We start from the raw sequence: 16,492 nt of genomic DNA on the forward strand, positions 1-16,492 counted from the left end.
AGTCCGTTGTCGCTATTCCTCGCACTGCTGCTGCTTGCCGTCGTGCTCGGCTTTGCCGTCGCACGCCCGCGGGGGTGGCCCGAGGCGTTCGCGGCGATACCAGCCGTCGCGGTGCTGATTGGGGCCGGCGCCATATCGTTGCACCAGGCCGCCACCGAAGCGGCCAGCCTGGCCCGGGTAGTCGCGTTTCTGGGCGCGGTACTGGTGCTGGCCAAACTGTGTGACGACGAAGGCCTGTTCGAGGCAGCCGGAGCGGCGATGGCCCGGGCCCGATTCGGCTCACAACGGCTGCTGCGGCAGGTGTTCGTCATCGCGGCCGTGATCACCGCCGTGCTGAGCCTGGACGCGACCGTGGTGCTGTTGACTCCGGTCGTACTTGCCACGGTCCGCTGGCTGCGGGCGCCGGTCCGGCCACACGCTTATGCCAGCGCACATTTGGCCAACGCCGCCTCACTGTTACTGCCGGTGTCGAATCTGACCAATCTGCTCGCCTTCCACATCGCCGATCTGTCGTTCATCAAATTCACTGCGGTGATGGCGTTGCCATGGCTGGCCGCGGTGGGCACCGTATATCTGGTCTTCCGTTGGTTCTTCGCACGCGATCTGGACGTGTCGCCGGAGCGACAGGAGATCGGACCCCCACCACGCCCGCCGGTATTCGTGCTGGCGGTAGTGGCTTTGACGCTGGCTGGGTTCGCCATCACCGAGGCACTGGGTATAGCACCGGCATGGGCAGCAATTGCCGGCGCTTCGGTGCTGGGTATCCGCAGTCTTCGGCACCGCCACACCACAGTGGTGGAGTTGGTGCGCGCGGTCAACGTGCCGTTCTTGGTGTTCGTGTTGGCGTTGGGCATTGTGGTAGAGGCCGTGATGCTCAACGGCGTGGCCGACGGCATGCGGGCGGTGTTGCCGTCGGGCTCGAGCTTGCTTGCGCTGCTGGGTATTGCGACGGTTGCCGCCGTGCTGGCCAATCTCGTCAACAACCTGCCCGCGACGCTGGTACTGCTGCCGCTGGCCGCAAGTAGTGGGCCGGCAGCGATTTTGGCGGTGTTGATCGGGGTGAACATCGGTCCCAACTTGACCTACGTCGGGTCGCTCTCCAACCTGCTGTGGCGGCGGGTGCTGCGTCGGCACAACGTGCCGGCGAGTATCGGCGAATACACCCGGCTGGGGCTGTGCACCGTGCCCACCGCGTTGGTGGCGGCGGTGCTGGCGTTGTGGGTCAGCGTGCGGCTGTTGGGGGTTTGACAAAGCGAGCAGGCAACGGCATGCCGAGATCCTCCATCACCGCCCGCAATTGGGCCGGCTGGTCGGTGATGATGCCGTCGACGCCGGCAGTGATCAGGGCGCGCATCGCCTCGGCGTCGTTGACAGTCCACGGAAGAACTCTGAGCCCCAACGCATGTGCCCTGTCGACCAAAGCGCTGTCGACCAACGAATAGGCCGGCGAGACGATGCTGGCGCCGACCATCGCGGCAGCAACGACCGGATCACCGACGACGGTCGGGGCGATTCCCGCCAGCCACGAAGACCCGGGCCGCCATGTCATCTGGTTCCACAACGCCGCCAATGGAATCGACGGCTCGGCGTGCCGCACCATCGGCAACGTCCGCCAGTCGAAACTTTGTATCTCGACCCGATCGAGCTTGTCCGCCAACCGGACCGCGTCCAGTATCACGTCGACGAACTCCTCGGGACTCGCTGACGCGGCGGGCTGTTCGGGGTCCACCTTGGTTTCGATGTCGTAGCGGACATCAGCTCGATACGAGTCGGTGAGGGCGAAGATTTCCGGCAGCGTGGCGATGGGATGGCCGCAGTCGAGCGTGCGGATCTGCGCCAGCGTGAGGTCGTGTACCAGCTTCCCGACGTAAGGATACTGCGGGTCACCGGCAACAGCGGGCCGGGTGTCGGCGCAGTTCTGCGGCCGGATGTCCTGGTCATGCCAGACGACGGGCTGGTGGTCTCTGGTGATACCGATGTCGAATTCCAAAGTGCCGACTCCGGTTTCGAGGGCCGCGGCACCGCCACGGTGCGCCACCACGTCGAAGCTCGATGGTTGTGCGCTGGCCCGCGGCGGACCGGGAACGACGAGAACCGCCACAACCAGTGCGGCCAGGCGGAAACGCATGCGGCGTTAGCGCCTGCGTTGACGCGCGATGTCGGCGAGCACCACCCCGGCGGCCACCGAGGCATTCAACGATTCGGCGGAACCGGCCATCGGGATCGACACCACCGCGTCGCAGCTTTGCCGCACCAGCCGCGAGAGTCCCTTGCCCTCGGATCCGACCACCACCACTACCGGCCCGGCGGCGTCCAAATCGTCGAGCGTGGTGTCGCCCTCGGCATCCAGCCCGACCAGTTGGACACCGCGGCCGGCCCAATCCTTCAGGGTGCGAGTCAGATTCGTGGCCCGGGCGATCGGCACCCGGGCCGCCGCGCCGGCGCTGGTCCGCCAGGCCACAGCGGTCACTGAGGCGGAGCGCCGCTGCGGGATCAGCACCCCGTGGCCGCCGAAGGCTGCCACGGATCGCACGATCGCACCCAGGTTGCGCGGGTCGGAGATGTTGTCCAAGGCAACCAGCAGTGCCGGCGGGGTGTCCATAGCGGCGGAAAGTAGATCGTCGGGATGGGCGTAGTCATACGGGGGAACCTGCAGGGCGATGCCCTGGTGCAGGCCGTTGGTGGTCATCCGGTCCAGATCGCTACGCGGAACCTCCAGAATCGCGATACCGGAATCGGCTGCCCGGGTGACGGATTCGGTGAGGCGCTCGTCCGCCTGGGCGCCGAGCGCAACATATAGTGCGGTGGCCGGAACACCGGCACGCAGACATTCCAGCACCGGGTTGCGGCCGAGCACCGTTTCGGTCTCATCCTCGGTGCGCTTGGCCGGCCGCCGGGCCTGGGACCGCAGCCGCTTGGCGGCGGGATGGTTGGGCCGCAGGTGGGCGGGCGGGGTGGCGCCGCGGCCCTCCAGGCCACGCCGACGGACCCCGCCCGACCCGACCGTGGGGCCCTTCTTGGTGCCGGGCTTGCGTATCGCCCCGCGCCGCCGCGAATTGCCGGCCATCTACTTGGCTTCCAGCGACCACTGGGGCCCGTCGGCGGTGTCGGTGACCTCGATGCCGGCGTCCTTGAGTCGGTCGCGGATCTGGTCTGCCAGCGCCCAGTCACGCTGTTCGCGGGCCTGCTCACGTTGCTCCACTTCGGCGCGCACCAGCACGTCGACGGCGGCCAATGCGGCCGACGTCTCGTCGTGGGATTCCCAGCGCTCGTCGAGCGGATCGCAGCCGAGGATGCCCATCATCGCCCGGATCGCGCCGGCGTTGGCCAATGCGCCGTCGTGGTCGCCGGCATCCAGCGCCCGGTTGCCCTCTGCGCGGGTGTGGTGCACCTCGGCCAGCGCGATCGGCACTGCCAGGTCGTCGTCGAGCGCCTCGGCGAACCGCGGCGTCCATTCTCCGGGTACGACGGCGCCGACCCGGTTGCGCACCCGGTGCAAGAAGTCCTCGATGCCGAGGTAGGCGTTGACTGCGTCCTGCAACGCGCTCTCGGAGAACTCCAGCATCGAGCGGTAATGGGCGCTGCCCAGGTAGTAGCGCAACTCGGCCGGGCGAACCCGTTGCAGCACAGCAGGAATCGCCAGCACGTTGCCCAGCGATTTGCTCATCTTTTCGCCGCCCATGGTCACCCAGCCGTTGTGCAACCAATAACGGGCGAAGCCGTCTCCGGCCGCACGGCTCTGAGCGATCTCGTTCTCATGGTGCGGGAACACCAAATCCATGCCGCCGCAATGAATATCGAACTCGGGTCCCAGGTAGGTGCGGGCCATCGCCGAGCATTCCAGGTGCCAGCCCGGACGCCCGCGACCCCACGGGGTTGGCCACGACGGTTCGCCGGGCTTGGCGCCCTTCCACAACGTGAAGTCACGCTGATCGCGCTTGCCGGTGGCCACTCCCTCGCCCTGGTGCACGTCGTCGATCCGGTGTCCGGACAGCTGCCCGTACTCGGGATAACTCAGCACGTCGAAGTACACATCGCCGTTGCCGGCGTAGGCGTGGTCGGTGCAGATCAGGCGTTCGATCAATTCGATCATCTGGGTGATGTGTCCAGTGGCGCGCGGCTCTGCCGACGGCGGCAAGACACCGAGCGCGTCGTAGGCGGCGGTGAACGCGCGCTCGTACGTGGCAGCCCATTCCCACCACGGCCGCTCGGCCGCCGCGGCCTTGTTGAGGATCTTGTCGTCAATGTCGGTGACGTTGCGGATGAACGCGACGTCATAGCCGCGCGCCATCAGCCAGCGCCGCAGAATGTCGAAGGCCACGCCGCTGCGCACGTGGCCGATGTGCGGCAGGCCCTGCACGGTTGCGCCGCACAGGTAGATCGAGACGTGTCCGGGCCGCAGCGGAACGAAATCGCGCACGGCACCGCTCGCCGTGTCGTGTAGCCGCAGTCGGGCGCGATCGGTCACGACGTGCCAGCTTACCGGGGGGCTAGTTGGTTGGCGCCGACCCGCCGCGCCCGGCTCCGCCGCGCTTGCGATCACCGTTAGCCGGACGCCTGCACCACCAGCGCCGTTGCTATCGCCGCCATACCCTCACCGCGACCGGTCAAACCCAGACCGTCAGTCGTAGTGCCCGACACCGCCACCGGCGCGTCGAGTAGCCCGGACAGCAACTCCTGCGCCTCGGCGCGTCGCGGTCCGATCTTGGGTCGGTTACCGACGACCTGCACGGCCGCATTACCGACGCGGTAGCCATGTTCCGAAATCAGTTCGACGACGACGCGCAGCATGTCGGCTCCGCTGGCGTCTGCCCAGCGGGGATCGTCGACGCCGAACACGCTGCCAACATCGCCAAGCCCGGTAGCCGACAGCAGCGCGTCACACAATGCGTGCGCGGCGACGTCGCCGTCGGAGTGGCCGGCGCAGCCGTCGGCGTCCGGAAACAGCAGGCCCAGCAGCCAGCACGGCCGCCCCGGCTCAATGGCATGCACATCGGTGCCCAGACCGACCCGAACGTTCATTGCTTGATGATGGCCTGGGCCAACAACAAGTCCAACCGAGTGGTGATCTTGAAGGCCAGTGGATCGCCCTCGACCACGTGGACCTGGCCGCCGATGTGCTCGACCATCGACGCGTCGTCGGTGAACTCGGCGTTCGACGGGCGCTGGTAGGCGCGTTGCAGTAGTTCGGCCGCAAAGCCCTGCGGGGTTTGCACCGCACGCAGGCCGGAGCGCTCAGGTGTCCCCAGGACGACTCCGTTGGCGTCGACGGCCTTAATGGTGTCCGGCACCGGCAGCGCGGGCACGACGGCCGAATGCCCCGCCTGCAGCGCCTCGACCACGCGGACCACCAAACCCGCCGGCGTCAGGGGCCGCGCTGCATCGTGCACCAGTACGAAGTCCGGTTCTCCGGCGGCGGTCAACGCTCGCGCAACCGACTCGCTGCGGTTGGCGCCGCCGGCCACAACCATGGCGTCGCGTCCGAGTATCAGCTTGGCTTGGTCAGTGCGGTCGGCAGGCACCGCCACCACCACGCGGTCGACGACTCCGGATTCCAGCAGAGCGGTTACGACGCGTTCGACCAGCGTGCGTCCGTCGAGATGAAAAAACGCCTTGGGAACACCGGCCGCCAGCCGCTCACCCGACCCCGCGGCCGGGACGACCGCGGCCGTGCCCGTCACAGTCAGGACGCGGCGGCCAAAACCTCGTCGAGGATTGTCTCGGCCTTCGCGTCGTCGGTGCTTTCAGCCAGCGCCAACTCGCCCACCAGGATCTGACGTGCCTTGGCGAGCATCCGCTTCTCCCCGGCCGACAGGCCGCGTTCCTGGTCGCGACGCCACAAGTCGCGCACTACCTCGGCAACCTTGTTGACATCACCGGAGGCAAGTTTCTCGAGGTTGGCCTTGTAGCGGCGCGACCAGTTGGTCGGTTCCTCGGTGTGCGGTGCACGCAGCACCTGAAAGACTTTGTCCAGACCTTCTTGCCCGACCACATCACGCACGCCCACATACTCGGCGTTGTCGGCAGGCACTCGAACTGTCAGGTCCCCCTGCGCCACCTTCAAGACGAGATACTCTTTTTGTTCCCCTTTGATGGTCCGGGTTTCGATCGCCTCGATTAACGCAGCACCGTGGTGTGGATAGACAACGGTGTCTCCGACCTTGAAGATCATCTGGTTCGAGCCCCTTTCGTTACTGCAATTCTAGCACGGTGCGTCGACAGGCGTGGTCCAACGATGCAGGTCAGGGGCATCGCACACGAAGCCTAGGGGTTGACAGACTGGTGAATTCGTGCATGGCACCGACCTTTTGATATCCCGGCTGGGGACCCTCGGGGCCCCGCCGACAGCTTGCGCCGGACCCCTGACAAGGGCATTGAAGATCGTACTTCGCTGCCCTGTGTACGCTGCCGGCGCCCTCGACTATCAGCCTTCGGATCTGACCTACTACTGTGCATAGTCGAACCGTCACGGGCGAGCAGGAGGCTTTGAGTGAAACGCTTGGACAATCGCCGCTCGACCACCCTCGCCGCACTGACCGCCGGGAGCATTCTCGGCGCCGCCGCGCTCACCGGCTGTGGTAGCGGTCAGCTCTCGCAGACCGCTGCTCAGGTGCCTGCCGTCAACGGCACACAGACGGTGATCAACAACGTGGCGCTGCGCAACGTTCACATTCAGGCCGCGCAGACCGGCGACTTTCTGGAGCCGGGCAAAACCGTGAATTTAGTCCTGGTCGCGGTGAACGACTCCGTGGACGTCGCCGACAAACTTCTCGGCATCACCTCGGACATCGGCCCGGTCACGGTGTCCGGCGATACCGCACTGGCGCCGGGTGGAACGTTGTTCGTCGGCACCGCCGACGGCCAGAGCAAGAAAGCTGTCGAGGCCATTGAGCCCGCAGGGACCGCGAAGGCGATCGTGGCGTTGGACAAGCCGATCACCAACGGCCTCCTCTACAACTTCACCTTCGACTTCGAAAAGGCCGGGCGCACCAGCTTGACCGTGCCGATTTCCGCGGGGCTGGCTCCCCGGCAGGAAGAAACGCCGGTCCCGGCCGAACACCCCTGACCTGTCATACCGGCCCGATACCGTTCCGGTGTGGCCAAGACACGCTCGCAATACCGCTGTTCGGAATGCCGGCACGTCACCGCTAAGTGGGTAGGACGCTGCCTCGAGTGCGCCACCTGGGGCACGGTCGAGGAAGTGGCGGTGCTGTCCGCGGTCAACGGCCGGACCCCACGCTCAATAGCCTCGGCGGCCCCAACGTCGCCGGCCGTGCCCATCAGTTCTATCGAGCCGCATAGCGCGCGTCACTGCCCCACTGGTGTCGACGAACTCGACCGAGTACTGGGCGGCGGTGTGGTGCCCGGCTCGGTGACACTGCTCGCCGGCGAGCCCGGGGTCGGTAAGTCGACATTGCTCCTCCGGGTCGCCCATCAATGGGCCCGGTCCGGTCGACGCGCGTTGTACGTCTCCGGTGAGGAGTCCCTCGGCCAGATCCGGCTGCGCGGCGACCGGACTGACTGCAGCCACGACGAGGTGTTCCTGGCCGCCGAATCCGACCTGGGCGCGGTGCTCGGTCATATCGAGGCCGTGCGGCCCACGCTGGTTGTGGTCGATTCCGTACAGACGATGTCCACCACCGAGGCCGACGGTGTCACCGGCGGGGTCACCCAGGTCCGGGCAGTGACCACCGCACTGACAGCCGCGGCGAAGGCGGGCGACGTGGCGATGATCCTGGTCGGCCATGTCACCAAGGACGGCGCCATCGCCGGACCGCGTTCGCTTGAGCATCTCGTGGACGTGGTGCTGCATTTCGAGGGGGACCGCAACTGCACCTTGCGCATGGTCCGTGGCGTCAAGAACCGGTTCGGGGCCGCCGACGAGGTCGGCTGTTTCCAGCTACACGAGGGCGGCATCGAAGGTGTCGCCGATCCGTCCGGGCTGTTCCTGGACCAGCGGCCGCGGCCGGTCCCCGGAACCGCGATCACGGTGACGTTGGACGGTAAGCGACCCCTGGTCGGCGAGGTGCAGGCGCTGCTGGCCAGCCCGTCGGACGGGCGTCCGCGCCGCGCCGTCAGCGGCGTCGACCACGCCCGCGCCGCGATGATCACCGCTGTACTGGAAAAGCATGCGGGGCTGGCACTTTCGCCCGTCGACATCTTCCTATCCACCGTCGGAGGCATGCGGTTAGCCGATCCGTCGTCGGATCTGACAGTGGCGATCGCTTTGGCGTCCGCCTACGCGAATCTCCCGCTGCCCACTACCGCCGTGATGATCGGTGAAGTCGGATTGGCCGGCGATCTGCGACGGGTCAGCGGCATGGCGCGCCGGCTGGCCGAAGCCGCCCGGCAGGGCTTCACCACCGCGCTGGTACCAGCCGGATGCGATGCGTCGCCGCCGGGCTTGCGGGTCTTACAGGCAGCCACCATCGTCGCGGCGCTGCAGCACATGCTCGACATCGCCGAGCACCGCGGCAACACGCCAGCGCCACCACACCGGCTCGACCCGCCTCCGGCAGAGCAGAATGGCGGGTAATGACTGCGAGCAAAGCCAGGAGAATCGGCCCGGTGCCGACGCCGCGGCCCACCCTGCGTGAGGCCGTCGGGCGGCTGGCGCCGGGAACTGCGTTGCGCGACGGGCTGGAGCGCATCCTGCGCGGCCGTACCGGTGCGCTGATCGTCCTGGGCTACGACGACAGCGTGGAGGCCATCTGCGATGGCGGCTTCTCCCTGGACGTGCGGTACGCGCCGACGAGGTTGCGTGAGCTGTGCAAGATGGACGGGGCGGTAGTGCTGGCCACCGATGGGAGCCGCATCCTGCGCGCGAACGTCCAGCTGGTTCCCGACCCGTCCATCCCCACCGATGAATCCGGCACTCGGCACCGCTCGGCCGAGCGGGCCGCCATCCAGACCGGTTACCCGGTGATCTCGGTCAGCCATTCGATGAACATCGTGACCGTCTATGTGGCGGGGGATCGCCACGTGCTGGCCGACTCGGCGACCATCTTGTCGCGGGCCAACCAGGCCATCGCCACGTTGGAGCGCTACAAGATCCGGCTCGACGAGGTCAGCAGGCAACTCTCACGGGCCGAGATCGAAGACTTCGTCATACTGCGCGACGTGATGACGGTGGTGCAGCGGCTGGAATTGGTTCGCCGAATCGGTCTGGTGATCGATTACGACGCTGTCGAATTGGGCACCGACGGGCGCCAACTGCGGCTGCAGCTGGAGGAGCTGCTCGGTGGCAACGACCTCGCCCGGGAACTGATCGTGCGCGACTACCACGCCAATCCCGAGCCGCTGAGCAAAACCGAAGTCACCGCCACCCTCGACGAGCTGGATGCCCTGTCGGACACCGAGTTGCTCGATTTCACGGTGCTGGCAAAGGTTTTCGGATACCCGTCGACGACCGAAGCCCAGGACTCAGCAATGGGTTCGCGTGGCTACCGCGCGATGTCGGGTATCCCGCGGCTGCAGTTCGCTCATGTCGACCGGCTGGTTCGCGAATTCGGCTCGCTGCAGGGTCTACTGGCCGCCAGCGCCGGTGACCTGCAGTCGGTGGAGGGTATCGGCGAGATGTGGGCTCGGCACGTGCGCGAAGGACTCTCGCAGTTGGCCGAGTCGACGATCGCCGACTCAGTCAGCTGAGACGCCGGGCAACCCTGCTCAGTTGCCGGCGGGAGCCTGCGCCGGACCGGGCGGTGGTCCGAGTTCGCCGGGCGCCGGCAGCCCGGGCTGGGGCGCACCCGGCCCTCCCGGCGGTGGGGCGCCGGGCGGCGCCGCATCAGCCAAGATGAACGGCACCGGCGCCGAGCGCAGGTTGCCCAGTTGCACCACGAGGTTGTACGTGCCGGCGCCAATCGGCTGTCGCGGCAGTGGGCACTGCGGCGCCGATCCCATACCGGTCCACGTCACGGCCGTGGTCACCTGCTCACCGGGCGTGAACGTCTTGACCAGGGTTTCGTTGGAGGGCGCGCAATCCAGGTTGGACCACAACCGCTTGTTGTCCAGTGAGTAGACGTAGGCCGCCAGCACCGCTGCTCCGACGTTGCGTTTGCAGGCCACCAGCCCGATATTGGTGACGACCATGGTGAATTTCGGCTGGTCACCGATCACGTACTGGGGTGCGTTGGTCAGGCCTTTGACGGCCACTGTCGAATCCGGACAGTCATCGCCCTCCTTGAGCACCGGTGGCGGCTGCACAGCCGCGGTCGGGGTCTCGGTCGGGAGTTGGTTCTCCCCGGCGGGTGGCACTACCGGCGTCTTGACTTCGGGCTGCGCACCGGAGGCCGCGGCAGGGGGATTCGACGGCTTGTCGACCGCGGCGGGTTTGGCGTCGGCGTTTCCACTCAGCAGGGCGACGACGGTCGCGACCACGATTCCCACCACGACAACCGCGATACCGATCGCCAGTCCCCTGCGTCGCCAGTAAATCTCCGGCGGTAACGGGCCATGCGGTTCCAGATCCAGCACATTCACACGGTAAGCCCAGGTCACTGCAACCTGTCCGACCGCTCTCGGCGTGTCGCGATGCTGGTCCCGCGCGGCCGCACACCCCGCTGCTCGAGTTAGGGCTCGTCGCCGACGTTGCCGATGTGATTGCGCAGCACCGCCCGCCCGTCGGCGAGGTGGTAGGTGACGCCCACGATCGCCAGGTCATTCGAACCGACCCGCTCAGCGATGGCTGTCGAACGCGCCATCAGTTGCGCGCCGGTCTCGGCCACATGTCGCGCTTCGAACTCGTCGACCCGCGTCAAGCCCTCGCGGCGACCGAGCAGGATCGACGGCGTCACCCGCTCGACCAGGTCGCGCACATACCCTCCGGGCAGCACGCCGTCGTCCAGTGCGGACAGTGTGGCCTTCACCGCGCCGCAGCTGTCATGGCCCAAGACCACGATCAGCGGCACGTCGAGGACCGACACCCCGAATTCGATCGAGCCCAGCACCGCCGAGTCGATCACGTGGCCGGCGGTGCGGACCACGAACATGTCGCCCAACCCCTGATCGAAGATGATCTCGGCGGCCACCCGACTGTCACCGCACCCGAACACCACAGCGGTAGGTTTTTGTCCCTCGGTGAGGCTCGCTCGGTGATCGATGCTCTGGCTGGGATGTTGGGGCTTGCCGGCGACGAAGCGCTCGTTACCCTCTTTGAGTGCCTTCCATGCGGAGATCGGATTGGTATTGGGCATGGCCGACATTCTGCCGCACCCGCCGATGAGCCTTCCGGCGGAGGAGCTTCTCGGCTGGTACGACCGTTCGCGACGCGATCTGCCGTGGCGTAAGCCCGGTGTCACGCCGTGGCAGATTCTGGTCAGCGAGTTCATGCTGCAGCAGACTCCGGTGGCGCGGGTGCTGCCGATCTGGCAGGAGTGGGTCGCGCGGTGGCCGTCAGCGTCGGCTACCGCAGCGGCCAGTGCGGCCGATGTGCTGAGGGCCTGGGGCAAGTTAGGTTATCCGCGGCGGGCCAAGCGCCTGCACGAATGCGCCACGGTGATCGCGCGCGACTACGCCGACGTGGTCCCCTGCGACGTCGACACGCTGGTCACGCTGCCCGGCGTCGGCAGCTACACCGCACGCGCAGTGGCCTGCTTCGCTTACCGTCAGCCGGTTCCGGTGGTCGACACCAACGTGCGCCGGGTGGTTGCCCGGGTCGTCCACGGACGCGCCGGATCGGGCGCGCCCTCGGCTGCCCGCGACCACGTCGACGTGTCCGCGCTGTTACCGAGCGATGGTAGCGCGCACCGGTTTTCAGCTGCGCTGATGGAATTGGGCGCGACGGTGTGCACCGCCCGCAGTCCACAATGCGGCCTGTGTCCGCTCAGTCGGTGTAGCTGGCGGCAGGCCGGATACCCGGCGACGCAGGCGCCCGCTCGGCGTCCGCAGCGCTACGCGGGAACCGACCGCCAGGTCCGCGGATTGTTACTGGATGTATTGCGCCTCAGTGACGTCCCGGTCGGCCGCGCCGAGCTCGACGTGGCCTGGCTGACCGATACAGAGCAACGGGACCGGGCGCTGGATTCTCTGCTTGCCGACGGCTTGGTGAAACAGACGATCGACGGGATGTACGCCCTGGCGGGCGAAGAATTTTAAAGTGCGCCCAAGAACGATTCCACCGCGTTGCGGTACGTATGCGGCGCGTCGTCGTGAATCAGGTGCCCGGCGTCAGCAACACGCAAGTAGCTTGCGTGGCAGCCGGTTTCATTCATCATTTGCATTTGGCCGGCCGGCGTGACCGAGTTGCCGGCCTCGATGAGCAACGCCGGCGACCGCACCGCACGCCACTGCTCCCAGTAATCACGAGTCCCCCATTCGGCAGCGATCTCGATCCACCGCGCGGTGTGACCATGCAGCCGCCAGCCGCTCGCCGTACGGTCGAATGCGTCCAGGAAGTACTGACCGGCGATCTGCCCGAATTCGTCGAATACCTGCTTCTCAGACGAGAATTCGACCGGCAGATTATGCAGCCACGGCTCCCAGGGGCCGGTTGTCCGGCCACGGAAATCGGGTGCCATATCCTCGATCACCAACGCCGACACCAAATCTGGGCGCTCAGCGGCCAGACACCACGAGTGCAGCCCACCCATCGAATGCCCGACCAGCCGCGCCGGTTCGCCCAGGGCGCCCACCGCGTCTCCCAGGTCGGCCACGAAGCGTTCGGTGCTGATCGGGTATGGGTCGGCGACGTCGCGACCGCGATGCCACGGCGCATCGTAGGTGTACACGGCGCCCAGTCGGGTCAGCCACGGCAACTGGCGCGACCACGTGCTGCCCCGCCCCATCAGGCCGTGCACCAAGACCACCGGCTGCCCACGTCCCCCACGGGGAGTCAGCAGCTCGGCGGTCACCTCGGGCACGGTAGCCTAGGCCCATGCCAGTGGTGAAGATCAACGCAATCGAGGTGCCTGCGGATGCCGGCCCCGAGCTGGAGAAGCGGTTCGCCCATCGCGCGCATGCGGTCGAGAATTCGCCGGGCTTTTTGGGCTTTCAGCTGCTGCGCCCGGTCAAGGGTGAGGACCGCTACTTCGTGGTGACGCAGTGGGAGTCCGAGGAAGCCTTCCAGGCATGGGCGACCGGGCCGGCCATCGAAGCCCACGCCGGCCACCGGGCCAACCCCGTGGCGACCGGCGCGTCGCTGCTGGAATTCGAGGTTGTGTTAGACGTTGCCGGTAGCGGCTCGACGGCGTAGCCCACACCGGGCGCGGTACCGCGCGCTGGCAATGGCTGCGGTCGCCGCCTTGCTGGCCGCGTCGGCGCCCGGCTGTGCTTCACCACCCACACCGGCTGCTCACGCGGCTGATACTGGTGTCCGGATCGACATCAGGACGCCGCCGGGGCTGCGGGCTCAGCAGACCCTGGACATGCTCAACTCGGATTGGCCGATCGGTCCGATCGGTGTCGGCACCTTGGCCTCGCCCGAGGTGGCCAAGCAGGTCGAGGACACCATGGAAGCACTCTGGTGGGACCGCCCGTTCCGCCTCGACGCGATCGACATCAGCGCGGGCGCGGCCACCCTCAAACTCATCACGTCCTACGGCGCACTACAGTCCATCCGCATTCACACCAATGAGGACACCCTGGTGGACGGTTTCGACCTCACCACGCAGGCACCAACGATCTCCTCGTGGCGCGACGTCGATGACACGTTGACCAAGACCGGCGCTCGGTATTCCTGGCAGGTCGCCAAAGTCGATGATGGCCACTGCGATCCGGTCGCGGGCACCAACACCACGCTATCGCTACCGTTGGCATCCATTTTCAAGCTTTACGTGCTGTATGCCGTCGCGGAAGGAGTCAAGGACGGCAGAGTGTCCTGGAATGACCAGTTGACCGTCACCGACAAGGGCAAAGCCGTTGGTTCTGGCTTGGAACTTCCTGTCGGAGCGCATGTTTCAGTTCGCACCGCCGCCGAGAAGATGATTGCCACCAGCGACAACATGGCGACTGACCTGCTGATCGGAAGGGTGGGACCCCAGGCCGTCGTGGACGCGCTCGTCGCCGCCGGCCACCACGACCCGGCCAGCATGACACCGTTCCCGACAATGTACGAGCTGTTCTCGGTCGCCTGGGGTGAGCCGGACCTGCGCACACAGTGGAAGCATGCCGATCCACAAATCCGCGCGCAGTTGTTGCAGCAGGCCAATTCCCGCCCGTACGAACCTGATCCGACCCGGGCCCACACCCCGGCATCTGAATACGGTGCGGAATGGTATGGCAGCGCAGAGGACATCTGTCGGATACATGCGGCGCTGCAGGAGGGTGCCGTCGGCGCAGCGGCACCAGTGAAGCAGATTTTGTCCGCTGTCCCCGGCGTCGACCTGAACCGGCGCGAGTGGCCCTACATCGGAGCCAAAGCCGGTGGCCTGCCGGGTGACCTGACGTTCAGCTGGTATGCCGTCGACACAACGGGTCAGCCGTGGGTGGTCAGCTTCCAGTTGAATTGGTCACGTGATCACGGGCCCAAGATTACCGGCTGGATGCTCCAGATCGCCAAGCAGGTTTTCGCATTGCTACCCTCGCCACGCTAATTCGTCAACAACGTCCAAGCGTGCCCGCGGAAACGCATCACGGTCACGCTTGCCGGTGCGATATCCATGCGCCAGAACGACTTTGCTGGTGCATCCAACGTCACTAGAATCGCGGCGCGGATCACCGACGGGTGCGTGACGGCGATCAGCCGCGACCGGGCGGTGGTCAACGAGTTCAGCCATGCGCGCACTCGCTCCACCAGGTCGACCACCGACTCACCGCCGTGCGGGGCGCGGGTGGGATCGGTGAGCCAGACCGCCAGTTCAGCCGGCCGCACCCCGCCGAGCACGTGGCCGCGCCACCGCCCACAGTCCAGGTCGGCGAGTTGCGGTTCGATCCTGGGCGCCAAGCCGAGTAATTCCGCCGTCTGCCTGGTTCGCTTCTCGGGCCCGGCGAGTACGACGGCGGCGACGCCAAGATCGATTGACGCGTCGACTTGCCGGTGCCCGGCGCCGTTGAGCGGCTCATCGGTGGGGAAACGTCCGGCCGCCAGCGCCTCGGTCATTGCATGCGATACCAGCGTCAGCCGGATGACTTCGCCCCTGGCGCTCCGACCGTCGACCCGACCCAACATCATGATCATTATCGCGGTCACCCCAAAGCCCGGTCACCGCGGGTTTGAAAAGCGTTGTCACTGCGCTGTGCTCACAACGGCACGGTCAGTTGCCAGGCCGATGCAGGCGGTATAGCGTCTTTCGCGATAGTCATGTGACGGCGAGGAAACCGGTGCATATTCCGGTGCGGTCGCGCCACTGTAACCAGCGTTTCGACGCTGGAGAGCCAGACCTTCCCGGCACATCTCGAATGGGGACGCGAAAATCCCCGGGAGGCGGTCTTATGTCAATTCCGGCATCCGCTGCTCGATCAGCCGGTCTCGGCGCGAGCATCCGCAGGCTGACATCGACGTGGGATCGTCGCGATCGCATCGAGATCGGTGCCCTGCTGGGCGTGATCGTGCTGATGCACGTTCTCGGATTCGCGACGCTGATTCTGTTCATCGCGCCACACCGGTATCAGGCCGGAACCCAAATCTTCGGAGTCGGGCTCGGTGTAACCGCCTATTTGTTCGGGCTCCGGCACGCGTTCGACGCCGACCATATCGCCGCCATCGACAACACCACCCGCAAGTTGATGAGCGACGGCCAGAAACCGAAGTCGGTCGGATTCTGGTTCGCCATGGGCCATTCCACGATCGTGCTGGCGATGGCGGTCCTGGTCGTCCTCGGCGCCCACGCGGTGGGTGCTCTGGTCGACGACGGCTCACCGGCCCGGCATGCACTCGGCTTCGCAGGCACGCTGGCCTCTGGCCTGTTCCTGTATCTCATCGCAATCATGAACATCATCGCGCTGAGCGGAATAGTCCGGGCTTTCACCAAACTTCGGGGCGGGACATATTCCGACCAAGAACTCGAAGTAGCCCTCAACGACCGCGGTTTCCTGGCGCGGCTGTTGCGGCCGATCATGAACCGCATCAAACGGCCGGTGCAGCTTTATCCCGTCGGTGTGCTGTTCGGCCTTGGCTTCGACACCGCAACTGAAGTCGCGCTGCTGGCGTTGGCGGGCACCGGCGCGGCGGCCGGCCTCCCGTGGTACGCAGTCTTGGTCCTGCCCTTACTGTTCGCCGCCGGCATGAGCCTGATGGACACGTTGGACGGCCTGCTGATGACCGCGGCCTACGACTGGGCGTTCATGCAGCCGGCCCGCAAGATCTACTACAACCTGACGGTCACCGGACTGTCGATCGCGGTCGCACTGCTGATCGGGTCGATCGAGCTCGTGTCGATCCTGCACGACGACCTCGGCTGGGTCGACCCGGTCACCAGTTGGATCGCCGGCATCAACCTGAACAATGCCGGTCTGGCGATCGTCGTGCTGTTCGCGGTGACATGGATCGGCGCGATCGGTTACTGGAAGCTGGCCAACGTCGAAGCGCGCTGGCAGCCGGTCAAGCCTGACTGAGACC

18 protein-coding genes are annotated in these 16,492 nt (G+C 66.5%); 8 read left to right on the plus strand and 10 right to left on the minus strand.

Going from position 1 to position 16,492, the window contains the following annotated elements; genetic code table 11:
* Positions 1–6 precede the first annotated feature (6 nt).
* Positions 7–1,248 carry an SLC13 family permease gene (locus tag AC5Y42_RS20915; RefSeq protein ID WP_499900485.1) on the plus strand — a complete coding sequence of 414 codons (1,242 nt, stop codon included), beginning with the start codon at positions 7–9 and terminating at the stop codon, positions 1,246–1,248.
* On the opposite strand, the gene AC5Y42_RS20920 is transcribed toward AC5Y42_RS20915, so the two are convergent.
* The 6 genes from AC5Y42_RS20920 to carD form a co-directional block, all read right to left on the minus strand.
* Positions 1,223–2,128 carry a glycerophosphodiester phosphodiesterase family protein gene (locus tag AC5Y42_RS20920; RefSeq protein WP_499900486.1) on the minus strand — a complete coding sequence of 302 codons (906 nt, stop codon included), beginning with the start codon at positions 2,126–2,128 and terminating at the stop codon, positions 1,223–1,225. The genes AC5Y42_RS20915 and AC5Y42_RS20920 overlap by 26 nt on opposite strands.
* A 6-nt stretch (positions 2,129–2,134) precedes the next feature.
* On the minus strand, positions 2,135–3,067 hold the full coding sequence (gene rlmB / locus AC5Y42_RS20925; protein ID WP_499900487.1) for a 23S rRNA (guanosine(2251)-2'-O)-methyltransferase RlmB: 933 nt from the start codon (positions 3,065–3,067) through the stop codon (positions 2,135–2,137).
* Positions 3,068–4,468 carry a cysteine--tRNA ligase gene (gene cysS, locus AC5Y42_RS20930; protein WP_499900488.1) on the minus strand — a complete coding sequence of 467 codons (1,401 nt, stop codon included), beginning with the start codon at positions 4,466–4,468 and terminating at the stop codon, positions 3,068–3,070.
* A 77-nt stretch (positions 4,469–4,545) separates the two neighbouring features.
* The gene (gene ispF, locus AC5Y42_RS20935; RefSeq protein ID WP_499900489.1) at positions 4,546–5,022 is read right to left on the minus strand and encodes a 2-C-methyl-D-erythritol 2,4-cyclodiphosphate synthase; all 477 of its coding nucleotides are present in this window, start codon (positions 5,020–5,022) and stop codon (positions 4,546–4,548) included.
* Positions 5,019–5,687, minus strand: a complete 669-nt coding sequence (ispD, locus tag AC5Y42_RS20940; protein ID WP_499900520.1) for a 2-C-methyl-D-erythritol 4-phosphate cytidylyltransferase — start codon at positions 5,685–5,687, stop codon at positions 5,019–5,021. The genes ispF and ispD overlap by 4 nt, the downstream gene beginning before the upstream one ends.
* On the minus strand, positions 5,684–6,172 hold the full coding sequence (carD, locus tag AC5Y42_RS20945; RefSeq protein ID WP_065015102.1) for an RNA polymerase-binding transcription factor CarD: 489 nt from the start codon (positions 6,170–6,172) through the stop codon (positions 5,684–5,686). The genes ispD and carD overlap by 4 nt, the downstream gene beginning before the upstream one ends.
* A gap of 327 nt (positions 6,173–6,499) precedes the next feature.
* Between carD and AC5Y42_RS20950 the strand changes: the two genes are divergently transcribed.
* From AC5Y42_RS20950 to disA, 3 genes are read left to right on the plus strand one after another with little or no spacing between them, the layout of a single operon-like run.
* Positions 6,500–7,066 carry a copper chaperone PCu(A)C domain-containing protein gene (locus AC5Y42_RS20950; RefSeq protein ID WP_499900521.1) on the plus strand — a complete coding sequence of 189 codons (567 nt, stop codon included), beginning with the start codon at positions 6,500–6,502 and terminating at the stop codon, positions 7,064–7,066.
* A 30-nt stretch (positions 7,067–7,096) separates the two neighbouring features.
* Positions 7,097–8,536 (plus strand): DNA repair protein RadA, encoded by a 1,440-nt coding sequence (radA, locus tag AC5Y42_RS20955; protein ID WP_499900490.1) that lies wholly within the window; start codon positions 7,097–7,099, stop codon positions 8,534–8,536.
* Positions 8,536–9,648: a DNA integrity scanning diadenylate cyclase DisA gene (gene disA, locus AC5Y42_RS20960; RefSeq protein WP_499900491.1), complete on the plus strand. Its 1,113-nt coding sequence runs from the start codon at positions 8,536–8,538 to the stop codon at positions 9,646–9,648. The genes radA and disA overlap by 1 nt, the downstream gene beginning before the upstream one ends.
* Before the next feature lie 18 nt (positions 9,649–9,666).
* Here disA and AC5Y42_RS20965 read toward each other — a convergent pair whose 3' ends face one another.
* Positions 9,667–10,473 carry a hypothetical protein gene (locus tag AC5Y42_RS20965; protein WP_499900492.1) on the minus strand — a complete coding sequence of 269 codons (807 nt, stop codon included), beginning with the start codon at positions 10,471–10,473 and terminating at the stop codon, positions 9,667–9,669.
* Positions 10,474–10,568: 95 nt separating this feature from the next.
* Positions 10,569–11,192, minus strand: coding sequence for a carbonic anhydrase (locus AC5Y42_RS20970; RefSeq protein ID WP_499900493.1), 624 nt, complete (start codon positions 11,190–11,192; stop codon positions 10,569–10,571).
* Between AC5Y42_RS20970 and AC5Y42_RS20975 the strand changes: the two genes are divergently transcribed.
* The gene (locus AC5Y42_RS20975) at positions 11,191–12,093 is read left to right on the plus strand and encodes an iron-sulfur binding domain-containing protein (RefSeq protein ID WP_499900494.1); all 903 of its coding nucleotides are present in this window, start codon (positions 11,191–11,193) and stop codon (positions 12,091–12,093) included. The genes AC5Y42_RS20970 and AC5Y42_RS20975 overlap by 2 nt on opposite strands.
* Here the strand turns inward: AC5Y42_RS20975 and AC5Y42_RS20980 are convergent.
* A complete protein-coding gene (locus AC5Y42_RS20980; RefSeq protein WP_499900495.1) occupies positions 12,090–12,848 on the minus strand; it encodes an alpha/beta fold hydrolase in 759 nt (252 codons plus the stop codon). The two genes, AC5Y42_RS20975 and AC5Y42_RS20980, sit on opposite strands and share 4 nt — an antisense overlap.
* 23 nt (positions 12,849–12,871) lie before the next feature.
* Between AC5Y42_RS20980 and mhuD the strand changes: the two genes are divergently transcribed.
* Both mhuD and AC5Y42_RS20990 read left to right on the plus strand, forming a co-directional pair.
* Positions 12,872–13,189, plus strand: coding sequence for a mycobilin-forming heme oxygenase MhuD (gene mhuD / locus AC5Y42_RS20985; RefSeq protein WP_065015132.1), 318 nt, complete (start codon positions 12,872–12,874; stop codon positions 13,187–13,189).
* A 31-nt stretch (positions 13,190–13,220) separates the two neighbouring features.
* On the plus strand, positions 13,221–14,528 hold the full coding sequence (locus AC5Y42_RS20990; RefSeq protein ID WP_499900496.1) for a serine hydrolase: 1,308 nt from the start codon (positions 13,221–13,223) through the stop codon (positions 14,526–14,528).
* On the opposite strand, the gene AC5Y42_RS20995 is transcribed toward AC5Y42_RS20990, so the two are convergent.
* Positions 14,525–15,103 (minus strand): histidine phosphatase family protein, encoded by a 579-nt coding sequence (locus tag AC5Y42_RS20995; RefSeq protein WP_499900497.1) that lies wholly within the window; start codon positions 15,101–15,103, stop codon positions 14,525–14,527. The genes AC5Y42_RS20990 and AC5Y42_RS20995 overlap by 4 nt on opposite strands.
* 263 nt (positions 15,104–15,366) lie before the next feature.
* Here AC5Y42_RS20995 and nicT point away from each other — a divergent pair, with 263 nt between their 5' ends.
* Positions 15,367–16,488: a Nickel transporter NicT gene (gene nicT / locus AC5Y42_RS21000; RefSeq protein ID WP_499900498.1), complete on the plus strand. Its 1,122-nt coding sequence runs from the start codon at positions 15,367–15,369 to the stop codon at positions 16,486–16,488.
* Positions 16,489–16,492 lie beyond the last annotated feature (4 nt).

Source organism: Mycobacterium sp. NGS48 (genome assembly GCF_059812585.1).

Bases quoted from the DNA above. Each gene is read 5' to 3' on its own strand.
- AC5Y42_RS20995 (WP_499900497.1), bottom strand. From the start codon at position 15,103: ATGTTGGGTCGGGTCGACGGTCGGAGCGCCAGGGGCGAAGTCATCCGG.
- rlmB (WP_499900487.1), bottom strand. From the start codon at position 3,067: ATGGCCGGCAATTCGCGGCGGCGCGGGGCGATACGCAAGCCCGGCACC.
- disA (WP_499900491.1), top strand. From the start codon at position 8,536: ATGACTGCGAGCAAAGCCAGGAGAATCGGCCCGGTGCCGACGCCGCGG.
- ispF (WP_499900489.1), bottom strand. From the start codon at position 5,022: ATGAACGTTCGGGTCGGTCTGGGCACCGATGTGCATGCCATTGAGCCG.
- AC5Y42_RS20970 (WP_499900493.1), bottom strand. From the start codon at position 11,192: ATGCCCAATACCAATCCGATCTCCGCATGGAAGGCACTCAAAGAGGGT.
- mhuD (WP_065015132.1), top strand. From the start codon at position 12,872: ATGCCAGTGGTGAAGATCAACGCAATCGAGGTGCCTGCGGATGCCGGC.
- AC5Y42_RS20990 (WP_499900496.1), top strand. From the start codon at position 13,221: ATGGCTGCGGTCGCCGCCTTGCTGGCCGCGTCGGCGCCCGGCTGTGCT.
- AC5Y42_RS20975 (WP_499900494.1), top strand. From the start codon at position 11,191: ATGGCCGACATTCTGCCGCACCCGCCGATGAGCCTTCCGGCGGAGGAG.
- AC5Y42_RS20920 (WP_499900486.1), bottom strand. From the start codon at position 2,128: ATGCGTTTCCGCCTGGCCGCACTGGTTGTGGCGGTTCTCGTCGTTCCC.
- nicT (WP_499900498.1), top strand. From the start codon at position 15,367: ATGTCAATTCCGGCATCCGCTGCTCGATCAGCCGGTCTCGGCGCGAGC.
- carD (WP_065015102.1), bottom strand. From the start codon at position 6,172: ATGATCTTCAAGGTCGGAGACACCGTTGTCTATCCACACCACGGTGCT.